Annotated in this window: 17 protein-coding genes; 10 read left to right on the plus strand and 7 right to left on the minus strand. The window is 70.4% G+C overall.

From position 1 onward, the window contains the following. The first annotated feature begins 23 nt into the window (after positions 1-23). Positions 24-1025, plus strand: coding sequence for a DNA-3-methyladenine glycosylase family protein (locus OG202_RS19945; RefSeq protein WP_328223230.1), 1002 nt, complete (start codon positions 24-26; stop codon positions 1023-1025). Positions 1026-1211: 186 nt separating this feature from the next. Here the strand turns inward: OG202_RS19945 and OG202_RS19950 are convergent, their stop codons facing one another. Together OG202_RS19950 and OG202_RS19955 are read right to left on the minus strand one after the other, a co-directional pair. Next, positions 1212-2294 (minus strand): NDP-sugar synthase, encoded by a 1083-nt coding sequence (locus OG202_RS19950; protein WP_326582337.1) that lies wholly within the window; start codon positions 2292-2294, stop codon positions 1212-1214. 260 nt (positions 2295-2554) lie between these two features. Next, the gene (locus tag OG202_RS19955; RefSeq protein ID WP_326585799.1) at positions 2555-4015 is read right to left on the minus strand and encodes a peptidoglycan recognition protein family protein; all 1461 of its coding nucleotides are present in this window, start codon (positions 4013-4015) and stop codon (positions 2555-2557) included. A gap of 120 nt (positions 4016-4135) precedes the next feature. On the opposite strand from OG202_RS19955, the gene OG202_RS19960 reads away from it, so the two are divergent. The 4 genes from OG202_RS19960 to OG202_RS19975 all read left to right on the plus strand — a co-directional run bounded on the left by OG202_RS19960 (position 4136) and on the right by OG202_RS19975 (position 10283). Continuing rightward, a complete protein-coding gene (locus tag OG202_RS19960) occupies positions 4136-4891 on the plus strand; it encodes a TIGR03089 family protein (RefSeq protein ID WP_326582336.1) in 756 nt (251 codons plus the stop codon). A gap of 261 nt (positions 4892-5152) precedes the next feature. Next, positions 5153-6349: an LCP family protein gene (locus OG202_RS19965; protein ID WP_326582335.1), complete on the plus strand. Its 1197-nt coding sequence runs from the start codon at positions 5153-5155 to the stop codon at positions 6347-6349. 245 nt (positions 6350-6594) lie between these two features. Further along, positions 6595-8343, plus strand: a complete 1749-nt coding sequence (locus tag OG202_RS19970) for an LCP family protein (RefSeq protein ID WP_326582334.1) — start codon at positions 6595-6597, stop codon at positions 8341-8343. A 266-nt stretch (positions 8344-8609) separates the two neighbouring features. Beyond that, complete coding sequence (locus OG202_RS19975; protein ID WP_326582333.1) at positions 8610-10283, plus strand: LCP family protein; 1674 nt, start codon at positions 8610-8612, stop codon at positions 10281-10283. Positions 10284-10351: 68 nt separating this feature from the next. Here OG202_RS19975 and OG202_RS19980 read toward each other — a convergent pair whose 3' ends face one another. Then, entirely contained in the window at positions 10352-11395 is a 1044-nt protein-coding gene (locus OG202_RS19980; RefSeq protein WP_326582332.1) for a glycosyltransferase family 2 protein, read from the minus strand. Positions 11396-11531: 136 nt separating this feature from the next. On the opposite strand from OG202_RS19980, the gene OG202_RS19985 reads away from it, so the two are divergent. Both OG202_RS19985 and OG202_RS19990 read left to right on the plus strand, forming a co-directional pair. Next, positions 11532-12971: an LCP family protein gene (locus tag OG202_RS19985; RefSeq protein ID WP_443052265.1), complete on the plus strand. Its 1440-nt coding sequence runs from the start codon at positions 11532-11534 to the stop codon at positions 12969-12971. A gap of 214 nt (positions 12972-13185) precedes the next feature. Continuing rightward, the gene (locus tag OG202_RS19990) at positions 13186-14490 is read left to right on the plus strand and encodes an LCP family protein (RefSeq protein WP_327729403.1); all 1305 of its coding nucleotides are present in this window, start codon (positions 13186-13188) and stop codon (positions 14488-14490) included. 119 nt (positions 14491-14609) lie between these two features. Here the strand turns inward: OG202_RS19990 and OG202_RS19995 are convergent, their stop codons facing one another. Continuing rightward, a complete protein-coding gene (locus tag OG202_RS19995) occupies positions 14610-14978 on the minus strand; it encodes a four-helix bundle copper-binding protein (RefSeq protein WP_326582329.1) in 369 nt (122 codons plus the stop codon). A gap of 177 nt (positions 14979-15155) precedes the next feature. After that, entirely contained in the window at positions 15156-16313 is a 1158-nt protein-coding gene (locus OG202_RS20000) for an acyl-CoA dehydrogenase (protein ID WP_326582328.1), read from the minus strand. Between the two features lie 210 nt (positions 16314-16523). On the opposite strand from OG202_RS20000, the gene OG202_RS20005 reads away from it, so the two are divergent. Together OG202_RS20005 and OG202_RS20010 are read left to right on the plus strand one after the other, a co-directional pair. Beyond that, the gene (locus tag OG202_RS20005; RefSeq protein ID WP_326582327.1) at positions 16524-17867 is read left to right on the plus strand and encodes a UDP-glucose dehydrogenase family protein; all 1344 of its coding nucleotides are present in this window, start codon (positions 16524-16526) and stop codon (positions 17865-17867) included. A 99-nt stretch (positions 17868-17966) separates the two neighbouring features. Beyond that, positions 17967-18200 carry a hypothetical protein gene (locus OG202_RS20010; protein WP_327729402.1) on the plus strand — a complete coding sequence of 78 codons (234 nt, stop codon included), beginning with the start codon at positions 17967-17969 and terminating at the stop codon, positions 18198-18200. Between the two features lie 129 nt (positions 18201-18329). Here OG202_RS20010 and OG202_RS20015 read toward each other — a convergent pair whose 3' ends face one another. Then, positions 18330-18563, minus strand: coding sequence for a hypothetical protein (locus tag OG202_RS20015; protein ID WP_328223231.1), 234 nt, complete (start codon positions 18561-18563; stop codon positions 18330-18332). A 239-nt stretch (positions 18564-18802) separates the two neighbouring features. Next, on the minus strand, positions 18803-19306 hold the full coding sequence (locus OG202_RS20020) for a CGNR zinc finger domain-containing protein (protein WP_327729400.1): 504 nt from the start codon (positions 19304-19306) through the stop codon (positions 18803-18805). Positions 19307-19447: 141 nt separating this feature from the next. On the opposite strand from OG202_RS20020, the gene OG202_RS20025 reads away from it, so the two are divergent. Beyond that, positions 19448-19807: a VOC family protein gene (locus OG202_RS20025; RefSeq protein WP_326582323.1), complete on the plus strand. Its 360-nt coding sequence runs from the start codon at positions 19448-19450 to the stop codon at positions 19805-19807. The last annotated feature ends 39 nt before the right edge of the window (positions 19808-19846 follow it).

A 19846-nucleotide genomic window follows, 5' to 3' on the forward strand; every position in this document is an offset into this window, starting at 1 on the left:
CGCATCACTTCTAGGACCATTTCGTGGCCGGACGTTTCCCTCAGCGGCCCACTCGTACGACTGTGCGGAGTGGGGATGTCGTCGTGCCTGGTGGGGTGCCTCGGCAGGGGGCGATGGCAGGGCGGCGACGGACGTGGGTGCCGGAAGGGCCGCTCGATCTGGGGCTGGTGCTGGGGCCGCTTCGGCGGGGGCCCGGGGATCCGACCTTCCGGGCGATGCCGGACGGCTCCGTGTGGCGGGCCAGCCGTACGCCGGCGGGGGCCGGCACGCTGCGGGTCGCGATGCGGGGCGGGGTCGTCGAGGCGGAGGCCTGGGGGCCGGGGGCCGGGTGGCTGCTCGATCAGCTGCCGTCGATGCTCGGGGCGTCGGACGCACCGGAGGTCTTCGTGCCTCGGCATCGGGCCGTGGCGATGGCCTGGCGGCGACGGCCGGGGCTGCGGCTGACGCGGACCGGGCTGGTGCTGGAGTCGTTGATTCCGTCGGTGCTGGAGCAGAAGGTCACGACGGACGAGGCGTATCGGGCGTGGCGCTTGCTCGTACGGCAGTTCGGGGAGCCGGCGCCGGGGCCCGTGCCGGGGCGGATGTGCGTGATGCCGGGAGCGCGGGAGTGGGCGCTGATTCCGTCCTGGGAGTGGCATCGGGCCGGGGTCGACGACAAGCGGGCGTCGACGATTCTGCGGGCGGTCCGGGTGGCGGGGCGGCTGGAGGAGGCCGTGGGGATGTCGCCGGTCGACGCGCAGGCGCGGTTGGAGTTGGTGCCGGGGATCGGGCCGTGGACGTCGGCGGAGACCGTGCAGCGCAGTCATGGGGCGGCGGATGCGGTGACCGTGGGGGATCTGCATCTGCCGGGGATCGTGGGGTTCGCCTTGGCGGGGGATCGGGATGCGGACGACGCGGTGATGTTGGCGTTGCTGGAGCCGTATGCGGGGCAGCGGCATCGGGCGGCTCGGTTGGTTCTGTTGTCGGGGCGGGGGCCGGCTCGGCGGGTGCCGCGGATGCCGCGCGGGGATATCGGGCGGTTGTAGGTCGCCCCCGCCGCCCCTACCCGTCCCATCCTCAAGGGGCTGCGCCCCGTTGACCCCCAGCCGCGGGTCCGTCGTGGTTGCTCGCGCAGTTCCCCGCGCCCCTAAAGGGGCGCAGGCCCTTCAAGGGGCGCGGGGAACTGCGCGATCAGGCCCCACCGGCCCGCAGGCGTCGAACGCGCCCAGCGGTTACTGGTCCGACGAGAAGCGGAGCGCCCCCGTGGGGATTTGGGCGTCGCACCAGACTCGGACGCCGGTGCGGAGCTCGTTGTCGGCGCCTATGACGGCGCCGTCGCCGACGACGGCGCCGGTGAGGATGGAACGTTCGCCGATGCGGGCGCGGGCGCCGATGAGGGAGTCGGTGATCACCGCGCCGGGTTCGACCACCGCGCCGGCCAGGACCGTGCTGCCGAAGACCCTCGCGCCCTCGCCGACGAACGCGCCCTCGCCCACCACCGTGCCGCCGGTCAGCTTGGCGTCGCCCGCGACTCGGGCGGTGGGGAGGACGAGACGGTCTCCGCAGCGGCCCGGCACGGCGGGGGACGGGGCGCGGCCCAGGACGAGGTCCGCCGAGCCGCGGACGAAGGCCGCGGGGGTGCCCAGGTCCAGCCAGTACGTCGAGTCGACCATGCCTTGCAGATGGGCGCCCGCTGCGAGGAGGTCCGGGAACGTCTCCCGTTCCACCGAGACCGGGCGGCCCGCCGGGATGGTGTCGATGACCGAGCGGCGGAAGACGTACGCCCCCGCGTTGATCTGGTCGGTGACGATCTCCTCGGGTGTCTGGGGCTTTTCGAGGAAGGCGAGGACCTTGCCGGTCCCGTCGGTGGGGACGAGGCCGTAGGCGCGCGGGTCGGTCACCTGGGTCAGGTGGAGGGAGACGTCCGCTCCGGTCGACTCGTGGGTGGCGACCAGGCGGCGGATGTCCAGGCCGGTGAGGATGTCGCCGTTGAAGACGAGGACGGGGTCCTCGGGGCCGGAGTGGAGGTGCGAGGCGGCGTTGCGGATCGCGCCGCCCGTGCCCAGGGGCTCCTCCTCCGTGACGTACTCGAGGTGGAGGCCGAGGGCGGAGCCGTCGCCGAAGTGGGGTTCGAAGACCTCGGCCAGATAGGAGGTGGCGAGGACTATGTGGTCGACTCCCGCCGCTCTGGCTCTCGCCAACTGGTGCGTGAGGAAGGGGACTCCGGCCGCCGGGACCATGGGCTTCGGAGTGTGCACCGTGAGCGGACGCAGCCGGGTGCCTCTGCCGCCGACCAGGAGGATCGCTTCTGTCACCTGTCGTCTCTGCTTCCTGCCGGGACCGGCCGAACTGTCATTCGACCGGCCAGTGTATGCAGACCGTTCCATGGCGCCTTCGCGGCCGTGCGGTTGACCGTCGACGCGCGGAGAGGCACGTCGACGGGGATGCCGTCGAGGGCGCGGCGGGCGCGCCCTCGGCCTGTGCTGTGGTTCGTGTCCGGTGTGACCTCCGGCGGGTCACTGGTTTCTGGCCGGGGTGCTCGCACCCCGGTTCCCCCCATCACCCTGTCGCCGCGCTATCGGCCTTGATAGCGGGCGGCCGCCGTGCGTGCCGCGCCGAGTTTTCCGTAAAGGCGCCCCCCCGGGCACTCGGTCGCGAACCCGTCCCGGTGGCCGGAGATCACGTGCAGTAGCACCTTCTTACCTTTTGGGTAGAGATTGCCACCACCCGAAGTGAGGTATGTCTTGCCCTTCGGGTTCGCCCCGTAAAGACCGAGTTTCCAGGCGGTTAGTTGCGCGATCGCCTTGACCGACGCGGCGGGCGGCTTGGTGGTGCCGAAACTGCCGATGACCGCGATGCCCATGCTGTTGGTGTTGAAACCGAGGGTGTGGGCACCCATGACGGCCTTCGCGACACCACCCGCGCGTCCTTCGTAGATGTTTCCGCACTTGTCGACGAGGAAGTTGTAGCCGATGTCGCGCCAGCCGCTGCTCACGACGTGGTAGCGGTAGATACTGCGGATGACGGACGGGGCCTGCGCGCATTTGTAGTTGTTGCCCGACGCCGTGTGGTGCACGAAGGCCGCGCTGACCCGATTGGTGTAGCGGAAGTCGCGCTCGCGCAGCTTCTCGTCGGCGCCCCAGCCGGCCCGCGTGACGATCCGCGGACGCGGTCCGATGTACGGCTTCACCCCGGGCGCCAGGTTCGCCAGCCGCTCCTCCGTCTCCTTGCGCGACAGCGCCGGGATCGTGGTGGCGCCGAGTGGCGCGAGATCGGCGTTGACAGCGGAGGCGGCGGCCGACTCGGCGGTCAGGGCGCCCAGCCTCGGGGTGTCCACGGGGGTGCCGACGGGCGGGGGCTCGGCCGCCTGCACGGCGCCCGTACCGGCCTGCGGTCCCGCCGCGCCCGCCGGGGCGCCGGAGCCGGGGTCGACCAGCTCCAGACGTAGGCCGTCCGGGAGCATCTGGACGCCCGGAGCGGCCGTACGGCCACGGGTCTCGGCGCGTACGCGCACCTCGACGCCGTCCGAGTCGCCGACCCACAGCGGAGCGGTGGAGCCGCGCACGCGGCCCGAGGAGCCTTCGGCGGTGTCGGGGTCGGCCGCGTGTTCGTGGTTGTGTGTCTCGACGTCCTGCCAGCCGGACCAGCGGGCGGTGTCCTTCGCACGGGAACGGACCTGGACGCGGCCCTCGAGTTCGGCGTCCGGGTCGTCCCAGACGACGCCCACCAGCGAGAACGACCGTACGTCCCGCTTGCCGAAGCCTTGTTCGGGGGCGGCCGGACCGAGGTTTCGGTCCTCTCCGAGAGGGACGAGAGGAAGAGACTGGGTGCTGCCCGCCACGGGGGCGAGCGCGAGTGGGCCGGTGGGGGCCGAGAACTGCGCCGGGGCAAGGATCGCAGTGGAGGACGAGTCCGTCGGGGTCGCCGCGGATGCCGTCGCCGGGAGTGCCGCCGGGAGGGCGAGTGCCGCCGCGCAGGTGACGCCGATCGAGGACGCGAGGAATCGTGATCTACGCATGTGTCCGATCCTGGACATAGTCATACATATCTGTCCAACTCTGAATTGACGAGGCGTCGGCTCCGCTCCGCCGAACCGGTGGCGCTTCCCGCTCGCCCGGGGACCACGGGGCGAGCGGCCCCGCGTACGCTTACGCGGGTGAACGCCACCGACCGCACCCCTGCCGACCTGCTGCGATCCGCGCTGGCCGCGGATCCCGCGCGCCCCCTGGTGACCTTCTACGACGACGCCACGGGCGAGCGGGTCGAATTGTCCGTGGCCACCTTCGCCAATTGGGTGGCCAAGACCGCGAACCTCCTCCAGGGCGAGTTGTCGGCCGAGCCGGGTGACCGGGTCGCGCTGCTGCTGCCGGCGCACTGGCAGACGGCGGTGTGGCTGCTGGCGTGTGCGTCGGTGGGCGTGGTCGCCGAGGTCGCCGGGGATCCGGGGACGGCCGACATCGTGGTGAGCGGACCGGACACGCTGGACGCGGCTCGGGCGTGCTCCGGGGAGCGGATCGCTCTCGCGCTGCGGCCGCTCGGGGGGCGCTTCCCGCAGGCCCCATCGGGGTTCGCCGACTATGCCGTCGAGGTGCCGTCGCAGGGGGATCGGTTCGTGGCGTACGCGCCGGTGGATCCCGAGGAGGCGGCGCTGGTCGTGGCCGGGCGGGAGTTCAGCGGCGCGGAGGTCGTGGAGCGGGCCCGGGCGGAGGCGGGTGACCTCGGGCTGACAGGGCCCGGGTCTCGCCTGCTGTCGGGGTTGCCGTACGACACCTGGGAGGGGTTGGCCGCGGGGTTGTACGGGCCGCTCGCCACCGGGGGGTCCGTGGTGCTGTGTCGGCATCTTGAGCGGCTGGGTGAGGATGGGCTGGCCAAGAGGATCGAGAGTGAGCGGGTCTCGGCTGTCGCGCGCTGACGCCGTAGCGCTGACGCCGTAGCGGTGAGGTCGCAGCGGTGAGGTCGTAGAGCGGCTGCGGGTGCGTCGTGGTTGCTCGCGCAGTTCCCCGCGCAGTTCGCTGCGCAGTTCCCCGCGCCCCCGACAGCAGGTCGGCTGCCCCTGAGGCCCCTGGACGGCGCCCCTCCCCCGTTCGGCCTAGCCCCGGCCGCCCCCCACCCCCACCCGCGCCATCGTCGTAAGAGCAACGAGTCGCTCGTACGCCGTGAGGGGTGGCCGGAAGTGGACGACGTCGGTGGGAAGGCGCGCGAGCTGGGGCCCGGTGTGGGTGGTTCACCCACCGGGGCCGGGCTCACACGTCGGCGCCGGCGGCGGTGGGTGCGGTGGGTGGGGGGCGGCGCGGTGCTGGTCTTCGTCGGGGCCCTGGGGGTGGGGTGGGCGGCGTACCAGAAGCTGGACGGGAACATCACGTCGGACCGGACGGCGGCGGACGAGCTGGCGCGGTTCGAGAAGGAGCGGCCGACGGCGCTGGTGCGGGGCGCGCAGAACATTCTCCTCATCGGGTCGGACTCGCGGTCGGGGGACGGGAACGACGAGTACGGGCGGGATTCGGGGACCGAGCGGTCGGACACCACGATCCTGTTGCATCTGGCGGCGGATCGGCGGAGCGCGACCGCGGTGTCGCTGCCACGGGATCTGATGGTGGACGTGCCGAGTTGCCGGCGGCCGGACGGCAGTCGCACGGAACCGGTGTTCACGATGTTCAACTACGCCTTCCAGAGCGGTGGTTCGGCCTGCACCGTCCGGACGGTCGAGCGGATGACCGACATTCGGATCGACCATCACGTCGTCGTGGACTTCAGCGGCTTCAAGGAGATGGTCGACGCCGTCGACGGGGTCGAGGTGTGTCTCACCGAACCCATTCACGACAAGCAGGCCAAACTGCGCCTGCCGGCGGGCAAGGTGAAGCTGAACGGCGAGCAGGCCCTGGGCTATGTGCGGGCCCGCAAGTCACTGGGGGACGGCAGCGACACCGAACGGATGGACCGGCAGCAGCGGTTCCTCGCGGCGCTGGCCGCGAAGGTGCGCGGCAATGACGTCCTGCTGAATCCGGTCAAGCTGTATCCGGTGCTGGACGCGGCCACGTCGTCCCTCACCACGGACCCGGGACTGGCGAGTCTGCGCGGGCTCTACGACCTTGTGCGCGGCCTGCGCACGATCCCCATGGAAAAGGTGCAATTCCTGACCGTTCCCCGGAAGTCGTATGCGCATAACGCCAATCGTGATGAACTCGTCGAGCCGGCGGCGCGGCGGCTTTTCGCGCGGCTGCGCGCCGACGCACCCCTGGCGGTGGCGCGGGAACTGCCGGAGGGGACGCGGGAAGGGCACGCGGAAGAGCTTTCGGGAAGCCTCTCCGGGACCCCCGATCCGATGCCGACATTCCGCGGCAGTACGGCCGCGGAGGAGGCCTGCGAGTGACCCCGAAGGGGGTCCGCAGGTAAAGCACACGTCAACACAAGGAACAAATGCTCTAGGAAATGGGCAGATTGCCCAGTTGTAGGGACGTGCAATTTGTCACCGCCGTCGCTTGACGCCTGATCGGGCGGCTAGTGTGAGCGATCCGGTGCGACAGGCCTTCTCGGCCACGCACCACTTGCATCGAGACCCGAGCGCCTTTTGAGGGGGAAGGCGCCGCGTGGCCCCGACGGAGGAATCAGACAACCGTGGACGCGCAAGGCCGTGGGCGGGCGGACGACATCGACCCCGCAGACCAGTGGGTACTCAACCCGAGCACCGGTGAATACGAACTGCGACTGAGCCCTTCCGCACCGCAGTCGGCGGTGCCGCGGCCACGTCGGGCCGCGCCCGTCGCGGCGGGGGCCAGGGCGACGGCCGGCGCCTCCGCGCGTTCCGCGTCGGCGGCCACGGACACCCGGGAGATCCCCGACACCCTGCCGGGACCCCGGCGCCGACGGGGCACGCCCGAGGAGGACCCGCTGCCGGGTCGCCGGGGTGGCCGGGGCAGGACGAAGCCCAAGAAGTCGGTGGGCAAGCGGATCCTGGTGTGGACGGCCGGCTCGCTGGCCTTCCTGGTGGTCGGGGTGAGCGCCGCGGGCTACCTGTACTACCAGCACCTCAACGACAACATCGACAAGATCTCGGACGACGGGGCGGGCACCGGCGGCTTCAGCAAGGACCGGGCGATCAACCTCGTGGTGATCGGCACGGACAAGCGGACCGGCGAGGGCAACGAGAAGTACGGCGACTCGGGCAGCGTGGGCCACGCGGACACCACGATCCTGCTGCACGTCTCCAAGGACCGTACGAACGCGACCGCGATGAGCATCCCCCGCGACATGATCGTGGACATCCCGGACTGTCCGACGACGCAGGAGGACGGCTCCGAGAAGAACATCGCGGGAACGCAGAACGTCCGGTTCAACACGAGCCTGGGCCAGGACGGTCGCACCCCGAGCTGCACGATGCGTACCGTGGAGGAGCTGACCGGGATCAAGCCCGACCACTTCATGGTGGCCGACTTCAACGCGGTGAAGACCCTCTCCACGGCCATCGGCGGTGTCGAGGTCTGCCTCGCGAAGCCCATCAACGACGAGAAGTCGAAGCTGAACCTCCCCGCGGGCGAGCACACCATCGAGGGCGAGCAGGCGCTGGCGTTCCTGCGCACCCGCTACAGCGTGGGCCTCGGCAGCGACCTGAGCCGGATCGAGCTGCAGCAGCAGTTCCTCAGCTCCATGATCCGCCAGATGAAGTCCAAGGACACGCTCACCGACCCGACGAAGGTGCTGTCGCTGGCGGAGGCGGCCACAGACGCCCTGTCCGTCGACTCCGGGATCACCGACATCAAGAAGCTGGCCTCGCTCGGCCAGGAGGTCGGCAAGGTCAAGACGAAGAACATCAGCTTCACCACCGTGCCGGTCGTCGACAACACCGACGGCGCGACCGTGCTGCCCACGCCGCAGAAGGCCGAGCAGCTGTTCGCGACGATCAGGAAGGACATCTCGCTCACCGAGGTGAAGAAGCAGGCCAAGGAGAAGGAGGCCGCGAAGCTCAAGGGCACGCGCGCCAAGGCCTCCGAGGTCCGGGTCAACGTCTACAACGGCGGTGCCGAGGCCGGCAGCGCACAGGCCACTCTCAACTGGCTGCAGAATGATGTCGGCGTGACCAAGTCGAGCCAACTCGGCAACGCCGACAAGACGTTGAAGAAGACGACCCTCGCGTACGACCCCGACCAGGCCGACCAGGCGCGCAAGCTGGCCGACCTCATGGGTCTGTCCGCGTCCGCGCTGAAGCCCGGCAAGGGCAACAGCGAGACCAACTCCCAGGGTCTGCCCGCGATGGTGCTGACCCTGGGCAAGGACTTCGAGGGCGCCGGGGTGTCGCTGAGCGCGACGTCGGCGGCGGACCTCGACGTCCAGAAGAGCACCGCGGACAAGGAAAAGTGCGCCAGTTGATGACCTGACGAGGTCGTGGCGCGTCTTACCCGACGCGAGTGCCACGGAAGTCTGGTGAATACCGGCGGGCGCGAGGATGCGCCCGCCGGATCGGTTCCGAATGTCGTCGGACGGCCTGTGCCGTCGTACCGACTCGTGTCCGCATGTCATCCGGTCGGAACGCATGACGCGTTCAACAGAACATGAGTACATCCGAGTTGGGGTCTCGACAGTCCAACAGGAGGCGGGGACGGCCCCGCCACGGCAGGGTGGGGAGGGGCAGGGAGATGGTACGCAGTGACGTGCGCGGGGACGGGGGGCGACCGCGCGTCGAGGAACCCGGCGAACGGGACGGGGACCAGGAACCGCGGGGCGACTCGTCCGGCTCGAACGGCGACACGGACGTCAGAGTCCCCGAGCAGCGCCGTGGGAACCGCCGCAAGGGCGGGGGCGTGCGGGGGCGTGCGAAGACCTCCGCGAAGCCCCGGCGCAGACGGGTGCTGCGCTGGTCGGCGACGGTTCTGGCGGTCGTGATACTCGGCACCTCGGGTGCCGGCTATCTCTATTACCAGCACCTGAACGGCAACATCAAGAAGGAGAAGCTGAACCTCGGCGACACGAAGATCGCCGAGCCGACGCCGAACGCCTTCGGCCAGACCCCGCTGAACATCCTGCTCATCGGTTCGGACGCGCGGGACACCGAGGAGAACCAGAAACTCGGCGGCGCCAAGGACACCTTCAACGGGCCGCCGCTCGCCGATGTCCAGATGCTGCTGCACCTGTCCGCCGACCGCACCAACATGTCGGTCGTCAGCATGCCCCGCGACACCCTCCTCCCCATCCCCAAGTGCACCGACCCGGACAACGGAGACGTGTACGAGGCGAGCACCTCGGCGATGACCAACGACTCGCTGCGCCGCGGCGGCCCCGGCTGCACGGTCGCCACCTGGCAGGAGCTGACCGGGATACGCATCGACCACTTCATGATGGTCGACTTCTCCGGTGTGGTGTCGATGGCCGACGCGATCGGCGGTGTGCCGGTGTGCGTGACCGACAACATCGAGTCCAAGGACAGCCAGGGCCACGGCTCCGGGCTGAAGCTGGAGAAGGGCACCACGTACATCAAGGGCAAGCAGGCCCTTCAGTGGCTGCGCACCCGGTACGGCTTCGAGGACGGCAGCGACATCGCGCGCGCCAAGGCGCAGCACCAGTACATGAACTCGATGGTCCGTGAGCTGCGCGAGAACGCCACGATCACCAACCCGAACAAGCTGCGCAGGCTCGCCGAGGAGGCCACCGAGGCGCTCACCGTCGACGAGGGTCTCGGTGACGTCGCCACGCTCTACGACCTCAGCACGGAGCTGCGCAAGGTCGAGCCGGCCCGGATCACGATGACGACGATGCCGTACACGTACGTCGGCGCGCGCGTCGTGCCCAAGGAGGGCGACGCGGAGAAGCTGTTCCGGCTGGTGCGCGAGGACATCGCGCTCGACGGCAAGGACAAGAAGAAGAGCACCACCGAGGACGCGACCTCCGACGACCCGGCGGCGGCGAAGGACGAGATCGGTGTTCTGGTGATCAACGGCACCATGACCTCCACCCTCGCCCCAATCGCCGGCCGCGCGCACACGGTGTCCCGGCTGCTCGTCGAGGAGGGCTTCGCCAAGTCCTCCTCGTCCACGACCACCGCGGTCGTCGAGGACAAGACGGTCGTGCGCTATCCGAGCGCCGAACTGGAGGGCGACGCCCAGGCTGTCGCCAAGGCCCTCGGCATCCCGCTCGGCCAGGTGGAGAAGTCCACGGACGTCAGCGGGATCACCCTCGTCGTCGGCGCCGACTGGCGTGAGGGCAACGAGTACAAGGCCGAGAAGGACGACGACACGACTCCGGAGTCGGCGGACGCCCTGAACGGCGCGAACAAGAAGGCCTGCATGGAGGTCAACCCGAACTTCACCTGGTAGTCGTCGCCGTACACGCGTCGGGCCCCTCTCGGTCAGGAGAGGGGCCCGATGTCGTACGTCACCCGCGCTCAGCTCTCGGTGAGCACCGCCGGGCGGCGGGAGGCGATGACCTTCTTGGCCAGTGACTTGGGGCTGGTGAGGAAGCCGAAGCCCCAGGACATGTGCATGGTGGCGAGGGCGACGGGGATCTGGAGGCGCGCCTTGAGCGGCAGCCCCCTGCCCGCCGGGATCGAGCCCGCGACGATCGCCGCGAGGTAGCCGCCGGGGATGACGTACCCCAGCGGGGTGAGCAGACCGCCCACCAGGACGCCGGCCACGATCGCGCACACCGCGGTGGGCGGGGCGAGGTAGCGCAGGTTGATGGAGCCCTCGTGATACCGGGCGACGACGTGCCGCCAGCGGCCGTAGTTCCTGTACTGCTTGGCGAGTTCCCTCACGCTGGGCCGCGGCCGGTACGACACCTTCAGCTCGGGCGAGAACCAGATCAGGCCGCCCGCCTCGCGGATCCGGAAGTTCAGCTCCCAGTCCTGGGCGCGGATGAACTCCACGTTGTAGCCGCCCTGCCGCTCCAGCGCCTCGCGCCGGAAGACACCCAGGTAGACCGTCTCGGCCGGACCGGCCTGCCCGCCCGTGTGGAAGGCGGCGTTGCCGACGCCGATCTTCGAGGTCATGGCGGCGGCGACCGCGTGCTCCCAGTCGTTCTCGCCCTCGGCGTACATGATGCCGCCGACGTTCTGCGCGCCGGTCTCCTCCAGGAGCCGTACGGCGGTGGCGATGTAGTTCGGCGAGAGGATGCCGTGGCCGTCGACCCGGACCACGATCGGGTGGCGGGAGGCCTTGATCGCGGCGTTGAGCGCGGCGGGGGTGCGGCCGGTGGGGTTCGGGACGGTGTGCACGCGCTTGCTCTCGAAAGACGCGGTCTCCGCCACGAGCTCGGCGGCGATCTCGTCCGTGCGGTCCGTGGACGGACCGAGGGCGATCACGACCTCCATCTCGCCGGCGTACTCCTGCGCGAGGATCGCTTGGACGGCTCCGCGCAGATGCCGCTCCTCGTTGAGGACGGGCATGATCACGGACACGGCGGGGAGCTGCACGTCGGGCTTGGCGTTCATAGGGGGCTCACGTTACCGCGAACGGGGGACTCCGACGCGCGCCGCCCGGTCACGGGGACGGGGCACGGATCACGGCGCCCTACGGTGCTCACGGATCCCTGACTTCCCCTGAACCGGTCCTGCGGAGGTGTCCCCCGTGTCCACGCCGCCCCGCCGCCCAGCCCGTGCGCAGCAGCCCCGGCCCCCCGCACGCCCCCGGCGGCGGAGCTGGGCCGTGCGGGCGGTGACCACGCTCTCGGTGGTGGTGCTGGCCGCCGCGGGCATCGGACACGCGGTGGTGACCCGCCTGGACGACGAGATCACCCGGGTCGACGCCTTCAAGGACATGAAGAACCGTCCCGAGGCCGGCCACGGCATGAACGTCCTGCTGGTCGGCACCGACGGCCGCGACAAGATCACCGAGGAGGAACGGCGGCGGTACCGGCTGGGCGGGGCCCCCTGCCACTGCACGGACACGATGATGATCGTGCACATCTCCGAGGACCGGGAGCGCGCGAGCGTCGTGAGCCTGCCGCGCGACTCGTACGCCGAGACGCCCGCGCACACCGACCGCGCCACCGGGAAGACCCGCGAGGCCCACCCGATCAAGCTGAACGCGGCCTACGCGGAGGGCGGACCGCAGCTCACCGTGCGCACGGTCGAGCACATGACCAAGGTGAAGATCGACCACTACGTCGAGGTCGACTTCACCAGCTTCATGCGGACCGTCGACGTGCTCGGCGGCGTCAAGATCTGCACCACGCGCCCCCTCAAGGACTCCTACACCGGACTCGACCTCGCCGCCGGCACCCACGAGCTGGACGGCGGCCAGGCCCTCCAGTACGTCCGCTCCCGGCACGCCGACGGCTCCTCCGACCTCGGCCGGATGAAGCGCCAGCAGCGCTTCATGGCGTCCCTGATGTCCCAGGCCACCTCCTCCGGTGTCCTGCTCAACCCGATGAAGTTCCGGGACGTCACCCAGGCCGTCCTCGGGTCCGTCCGCGCCGACAAGGAGTTCGGCACCGGCGAGCTGATCGACCTCGGCCGCGCGCTGCGGAACCTCACACCGGCCTCCTCGGAGTTCACCACCGTGCCCATCGGACGGATGGGGTACGCCGTGGAGGGCGTCGGCTCGACCCTCAAGTGGGACGACGCCAAGTCCGCCCGCCTCTTCGAGGCCCTGCGCGACGACCGCCCCCTCGCCCCCTACAAGGCGCGCGGCACGTACACCCTCGTCGACGTGGCCCCCCAGCAGATCCGCGTCCAGGTCGAGAACGGCACCGCCGTCCCCGGCCTCGGCAAGGAGGTGGACCGCCAGCTGGCCGCCACCGGCTTCCGCACCACCAGAATCCCGGTGAACGCCCCGCGGCAGAACGTCGCCCGCACCCTCGTCGTCTACGACCCCCGCTGGGACCGCTCCGCCCAGTCCCTCGCCACCGCCCTCCCGGGCTCGGAACTGCGCCCGGTCCGCGCCCAGGGCCCCACCCTGAAAGTGATCACCGGCACGGACTTCAAGCAGGTCCGCAGGGTACGCGCGGAGAACCCCGAGCAGGGCGAGTCGGGCGTGGTGAGGGGCGACCAGGTGTCGTGCGCCTGAGGCCCCGGCCGCCCGAGGGGCGCGAGGAACGGCGTGAGCAACGGCGCGAGCAACCACGAACAACCCGCACTCGCCTCTGAACAGCCGGCCCCGGCCCAATAGACGCCCGGCCCCCTACAAAACCGTGCAATTTGTGTCAGCTTCGCAACAGCCCTGCCTTTGTTTTTCATCGACCCTTGTAAAGGGCACAGCTCTACCCGGCACACTGGGGCACATGAACGATTGGCCCGAGGCATGGTCCGGCGACAATCGCGGTGGCGACTACCGCGGCGGCGGCTACGGACACGGCAACGCGAGCGCACAGCCCGACGGGCCGCGCGTGATGCGCCAGGTCCGTCGCGGCCCGTCGGCACCCCCTCAGGGCGGCGTGCCCCAGCAGCCGTCGTACGGCGATTCGTACGCCGACGGCTACGGCAACGGACCCGACCAGTACGGCGGCGGGTACAACAGCGACTACAACACCGGCCAGGTCTACGGCTCCGGTGGGCCGGGCGGCCCCGGGGGTCCCGGCGGCGGCCGCGGTGAGCGCCCCGCGCCGAACTGGGGGCGCCGTATCAAGCTGACGGCGATCACGGTCACCGTGGTGGTCCTCGCGACGACGATCGGCACGTACTTCTGGGCCGACTCCAAGCTGAACCGCGAGGTCGACCTGTCGAAGGTCATCGAGCGGCCGGACGCGGGCGAGGGCACCAACTACCTGATCGTCGGCTCCGACAGCCGTGAGGGCCTGTCCGACGACCAGAAGAAGGAACTCCACACCGGGTCCGCCGACGGCAAGCGCACGGACTCGATGATGATCCTGCACACCGGTTCGAACGGCCCGACGCTGGTCTCGCTGCCCCGTGACTCGAACGTGGAGATACCGACGTTCGTCGGCTCCGAGTCCGGCAAGACCTTCAAGGGCACCGGCCGTCAGGTGAAGCTGAACGCGGCGTACGCGGAGGACGGGCCCGAGCTGCTGGTCCGCACCGTCGAGGCCAACACCGGTCTGCACATCGACCACTACGTGGAGATCGGCTTCGCGGGCTTCGCGAACATCGTCGACGCGGTCGGCGGCGTGGAGATCGAGATCCCCAAGGGCGGCCTGAAGGACACCAAGTCCGGTGCCGACTTCGAGGCGGGCAAGCAGACGCTGAACGGCGAGCAGTCCCTCGCCTTCGTCCGCACCCGCTACGCCCTCGCCCGCAGCGACCTGGACCGTACGAAGAACCAGCAGAAGTTCCTCGCGGCCCTCGCCAGTCAGACGGCGACGCCCAGCACGGTGCTGAACCCGTTCAAGCTGTACCCGACGATGAGCGCCGGTCTGGACACCCTGATCGTCGACAAGGACATGAGCCTGTTCGACCTGGCCGACATGTTCTGGGCGATGAAGGGCGTGACGGGCGGCGACGGCAAGTCGATGAACATGCCGATCTCGGGCAACGCCGACAACGGCAACCTCCAGTGGGACACCGCGAAGGTGAAGCAGCTGGTGGAGCAGTTGAAGAACGACGAGACGGTGACGGTGTCGGGCAACTGACCCGGATCGCAACGGATCGCATCGGCCGAGGGGCACCCCGTGACGGGGTGCCCCTCGGCCGTTGGTCGTACGAGGTCGTACACGGCCGTACGCGGTCGTACGCGGTCGTACGCGGTGGGTCAGGCGGTCGCGCCCGCCATCGTCCGGCACATCTCCGAGCAGCGGCGACACGCCTCGGCACAGCGCATCAGCTGCTGATCGTCCGGCATGGACATACACGCCTCGGCGCACATGTCACAGGCGCGGGCGCACATCGCGCACATCTCGGCGGACAGCGGCGAGCGGCGCATCATCATGTCCGCGCACATACGGGTCATCTCGGCGCAGTCCATCAGGGCGCGCATGATCTGCATCTGGGCCTGGCCGCCGGCCTGCATGCAGGAGCTCATGGTCTCCTCGCACATGCTGTGGCAGGCCATGCAGGCGTTGACACAGTCCTGCATCTCCTTGCTCATGGCCGTCATGCTTCCGGTCTGCTGCTGCGTCATGGCTCCTCCTGGGGGGTGACGGGAGCGGGGTCCGGGGCGGGCCCCGTGCACTTCCGTCCTACGCCTCCCCGTCCCCGCCCGCCATCGGGCGGACGGAAACAATCCGCCCCATACGCCCCGTACGACAACAGCCCCCGGCGGGGCGCCGGGGGCTGTGTACGGACTGCGCCGAAGGAGTTACGGCAGGTTGCGGGCCATGACGATCCGCTGGACCTGGTTCGTGCCTTCGTAGATCTGGGTGATCTTGGCGTCGCGCATCATGCGCTCGACCGGGTAGTCGCGGGTGTAGCCGTACCCGCCGAGGAGCTGGACGGCGTCCGTGGTGACCTCCATGGCGACGTCGGAGGCGAAGCACTTGGCCGCGGCGCCCTGGAAGGTGAGGTCCTTGTCGCCGCGTTCGGACTTCGCCGCCGCCTGGTACGTCAGGGCGCGGGCGGCCTCGACCTTCATGGCCATGTCGGCGAGCATGAACTGGATGCCCTGGAAGTCGGCGATCGGCTTGCCGAACTGCTTGCGCTCCTGGACATAGCCCTTGGCGTAGTCGAGGGCGCCCTGGGCGACACCGAGGGCCTGGGCGGCGATGGTGATGCGGGTGTGGTCCAGGGTCTTCATCGCCGTGGCGAAGCCGGTGCCCTCCTCGCCGATCATGCGGTCGGCGGGGATGCGGACGTTGTCGAGGTAGACCTCGCGGGTCGGGGAGCCCTTGATGCCGAGCTTCTTCTCCGGGGCACCGAAGGAGACGCCCTCGTCGGACTTCTCGACGACGAAGGCGGAGATGCCCTTGGAGCGCTTCTCCGGGTCCGTGACGGCCATCACCGTGTAGTAGTCGGAGACGCCCGCGTTGGTGATCCAGCGCTTCACGCCGTTGAGGATGAAGTGGTCGCCGTCGCGGACCGCGCGGGTCTTCATGCCGGCCGCGTCGGAGCCGGCGTCCGGCTCGGAGAGGCAGTACGAGAACATCGCGTCGCCCTTGGCGAGCGGGCCCAGGTACTTCTTCTTCAGCTCCTCGGAGCCGGAGAGGATCACGGGCAGCGAACCGAGCTTGTTGACGGCCGGGATGAGGGAGGACGACACACAGGCGCGGGCCACCTCCTCGATCACGATGACCGTGGCGAGCGCGTCGGCGCCGGCGCCGCCGTACTCCTCGGGGACGTGCACGGCGTGCAGGTCGTTGGCGACGAGCGCGTCCAGCGCCTCCTGCGGGAAGCGGGCCTCCTCGTCCACGGCGGCGGCGTAGGGCGCGATCTTCGCCTCGGCGAGGGAACGGATCGCGTCGCGGAGCATGTCGTGCTCCTCGGACGGGCGGTACAGGTCGAAATCAGCCGATCCGGCCAAGGTCTCTCACGCTCCTGACGCTAACTACCGTTAAGTAACCCAAATTTTAGTGGTCGGGGCACGCCGAGTGATACGTGAGTTTGACGACAGGCCGCCGGCCCCCGGGGAATCTGCCCGGTGAAGGGCTCGAACACGCCCCGACTATGCTCGTGCAGCGCACTCGACCAGAGCATGGTCGACACCTCATGGCCGGACATCCCAGGAGTACGCATGGCCCTCAAGATCACCGTGATCGGCACCGGCTATCTCGGCGCGACACACGCTGCGGCCATGGCCGAGCTGGGGTTCGAGGTGCTCGGGCTCGATGTCGTCGAAGAGAAGATCGACATGCTCCGGCGGGGCGAGGTCCCGATGTACGAGCCGGGCCTGGAGGAACTGCTGCGCAAGCACGTCGCCGGGATCGAGGGGTCGAGCGGGCGGCTGCGCTTCACGACCGACTACGCCGAGGTCGCGGCCTTCGGCGACGTCCACTTCGTCTGCGTGAACACCCCGCAGCGGCACGGCGAGTACGCCTGCGACATGTCGTACGTCGACGCCGCCTTCGCCTCGCTCGCCCCGCATCTGACGGGCCCGGCCCTCGTCGTCGGCAAGTCGACCGTGCCGGTCGGATCCGCCGAGCGGCTGGCCGCCTATCTCGCCGAGCACGCGCCGGCCGGGGCGGACGCCGAGCTGGCCTGGAACCCGGAGTTCCTGCGCGAGGGCTTCGCCGTGAACGACACGCTGCACCCCGACCGGATCGTGGTGGGTGTGCGGAGCGACAAGGCCGAGAAGCTGCTGCGCGAGGTGTACGCGACGCCGGTCGGCGAGGGCTCGCCCTTCATCCTCACCGACTTCCCGACCGCCGAGCTGGTGAAGACCTCCGCGAACTCCTTCCTCGCCACCAAGATCTCCTTCATCAACGCCATGGCCGAGGTGTGCGAGGCCGCCGGGGGCGATGTCGCCAAGCTGGCGGAGGCCATCGGGCACGACGACCGGATCGGCAAGAAGTTCCTGCGGGCCGGCATCGGGTTCGGCGGCGGCTGTCTGCCGAAGGATATCCGGGCGTTCATGGCCCGCGCCGGTGAGCTGGGCGCCGACCAGGCGCTGACGTTCCTGCGCGAGATCGACTCCATCAACATGCGCCAGCGCGGGCAGATGGTGGAGCTGGCCCGGCAGGCGCTGGACGGCGGGTCCTTCCTCGGCAAGCGGGTCGCCGTGCTCGGCGCCACCTTCAAGCCCGACTCCGACGACGTACGCGACTCCCCCGCCCTCAACGTGGCCGGGCAGATCCACCTCCAGGGCGGCCAGGTCACCGTCTACGACCCCAAGGGCATGGACAACGCCCGGCGGATCTTCCCGACGCTCGGGTACGCCGACTCCGCGATCGAGGCCGTGCGGGGCGCCGACATCGTGCTGCACCTCACCGAGTGGCACGAGTTCCGCGAGCTGGACCCGGCGGCGCTGGGCGAGGTCGCGTCGACACGGCTCGTCCTGGACGGCCGCAACGCGCTGGACCCGGAGCTGTGGCGGCGGGCGGGCTGGACGTACCGGGCGATGGGGCGGCCGACCGCCTGACGCGGTTTCCTGGGGCTCGCCGAATCCGGCTGGAAGGGCGGGGCCGCCGCTCCCCCGGCATCACCCCCTGCCGCGACGGCGCTCGACTCGTATCCCAAGATGCGCACGGTGGGGGTCGAGACCATCCTGGCGCCGGTCGTCGAGGGCGGCGGGGCGATCTCCGACGACACCCTCACGGTGCTGTTGAACCACATCGACCAGGCACACCTGGAGCAGTCGCTCGGGCAGCGGGTCACCGACCTGCTGAACGCGGACGGCTACGTGCAGATGCACACGGTCCGGGCCGGGCAACTGCGCGCCCCCACCGAGGACTTCCTCACCGACAGCTGCTGACGCGTCCCGCGACGAAGGTGGGCGCCGGTCCGGCCGGGGCTCAGCCGGTCGGACCGGCGCCCACCCCATTCTCCACATCCTCCCCACACCTCGGGAACCGCTTTCCAAGGAAATCCGGGATGACAACCGTCACCGCGGTACGGCCCGCTGCCGACCGGCCGCCGCCGCGTCACCCTCACCGGGGCGTCGCTGACCGTGCCGGACGGACCCGAACAGCTCGTGTTCCGCTTCGAGTTCGCCGAGTCCGTCGAGTCCGTCGAGTCCGCCGGAAGGGTCGGGGCGAGGTCCGTCCTCCTCGCCGTGCAAGGCGACTCCCTCGACGGCGGGCGCCGACCGCGGCTCCTCGCCGATCTCGAAGTGCACGGGGGCGCCTTCCCGGCGCTGCTGTGGCTGCGGGTGGGCGAGCGCGCCGACGACCGGCTGCTCGTGGTCGGCACCGCCCGGCTGCTGCGCCGGGCACCGGGTTCCGGTTCGGGTGGCCGCGCCCCGCGACGCGGCTGCGGCTGCCGGTCGCCGCGGAGTTCGCGTGAGAGCGGCGCGGCGGGCGGCCCACGGTGCCGTGCCCGCCGTGCTGGTCCTCGCCTTGCCGGCGGGTCGGGCGGTCAGGCCTTCGCCCGGTACCGGCGCATCTTCGCCCGCGCCCCGCAGACCGACATCGAGCACCAGCGGCGGCGGCCGGCGGGGCTGCGGTCGTAGTACGCCCAGTGGCACTCGGGCAGCTCGCAGGCCTTGAGGCGGAGCCAGGTACCGGCGGTCAGCGCCTGTGCGACGGCGGCCGCCACGCGGGAGAGCAGCGGGCCCTCGTCGGCGGGGGCGAGGGTCGCCGAGCCGTCCCGCCCGTCGACGGCGACGTACAGCGGCGCCCGCGCCAACAGCTGTCCCAGGGGGGTCACCGCGCGGTGCGGCCGGTGGCCCGCGTGCGCCAGGCACACGGCGCGCAGCGACTCGCGCAACTCGCGCACGTCCGCCAGCTCCGCCTCCGCGACACCGAACGGGGCCCGGCCCTCGGCGGTGTCGAGCGTGTCGGCGCCCGACTCCAGGTCGAGGGTGTTCACCAGCGCCTCCACCAGGGCGAGGCCATCGGGTGCGGGCGCGCTCTCACTCATGGCAGCGACGGTACCTCCGTTTTCCGTTTGCGATGTTACCCCTTATGGGGCAGCATGCAGTAACGGTTACTGGTTGCCCGCCTGTTTGGGGTAACCGAGGTGGGTGACCCGTGGAGTGACACCGATTTCAAGGAGGAAGTCATGGCTGTCGCCAAGCTGGGTGTCGTCGTCCTGGACTGTCCCGATCCGCGCGCGCTCGCCGGTTTCTACGCGGGCGTGCTGGGCGGCACCGTCGAGGGCGACGGGGAGTGGGTCGACCTGGTGGTGCCGGGCGGCCCGTCGCTGGCGTTCCAGGCCGCCGAGGGGTTCGTACCGCCGAAGTGGCCCGCGCCCGACGCCTCGCAGCAGTTCCATCTGGACCTGACCGTGGAGGACATGGACGCGGCCGAGAAGGACGTGCTCGCGCTCGGGGCGCGGCCGCTGGACGCCGAGGACCGCTCGCGGAGCTTCCGGGTGTACGCGGATCCCGCCGGGCACCCGTTCTGCCTCTGCGCCTGCTGACTCCGCGCGACGGCCGAGGCGCCCGGCGGCCACGCGGCC

Source organism: Streptomyces sp. NBC_00310 (genome assembly GCF_036208085.1).
Classification (GTDB): Bacteria; Actinomycetota; Actinomycetes; order Streptomycetales; family Streptomycetaceae; genus Streptomyces.

Coding starts and splice junctions, on each gene's coding strand:
- OG202_RS19955 (WP_326585799.1), bottom strand. CDS start 4,015: ATGTCCAGGATCGGACACATGCGTAGATCACGATTCCTCGCGTCCTCG.
- OG202_RS19975 (WP_326582333.1), top strand. CDS start 8,610: ATGGTACGCAGTGACGTGCGCGGGGACGGGGGGCGACCGCGCGTCGAG.
- OG202_RS19980 (WP_326582332.1), bottom strand. CDS start 11,395: ATGAACGCCAAGCCCGACGTGCAGCTCCCCGCCGTGTCCGTGATCATG.
- OG202_RS19990 (WP_327729403.1), top strand. CDS start 13,186: ATGAACGATTGGCCCGAGGCATGGTCCGGCGACAATCGCGGTGGCGAC.
- OG202_RS19995 (WP_326582329.1), bottom strand. CDS start 14,978: ATGACGCAGCAGCAGACCGGAAGCATGACGGCCATGAGCAAGGAGATG.
- OG202_RS20005 (WP_326582327.1), top strand. CDS start 16,524: ATGGCCCTCAAGATCACCGTGATCGGCACCGGCTATCTCGGCGCGACA.
- OG202_RS20010 (WP_327729402.1), top strand. CDS start 17,967: ATGCGCACGGTGGGGGTCGAGACCATCCTGGCGCCGGTCGTCGAGGGC.
- OG202_RS20020 (WP_327729400.1), bottom strand. CDS start 19,306: ATGAGTGAGAGCGCGCCCGCACCCGATGGCCTCGCCCTGGTGGAGGCG.
- OG202_RS20025 (WP_326582323.1), top strand. CDS start 19,448: ATGGCTGTCGCCAAGCTGGGTGTCGTCGTCCTGGACTGTCCCGATCCG.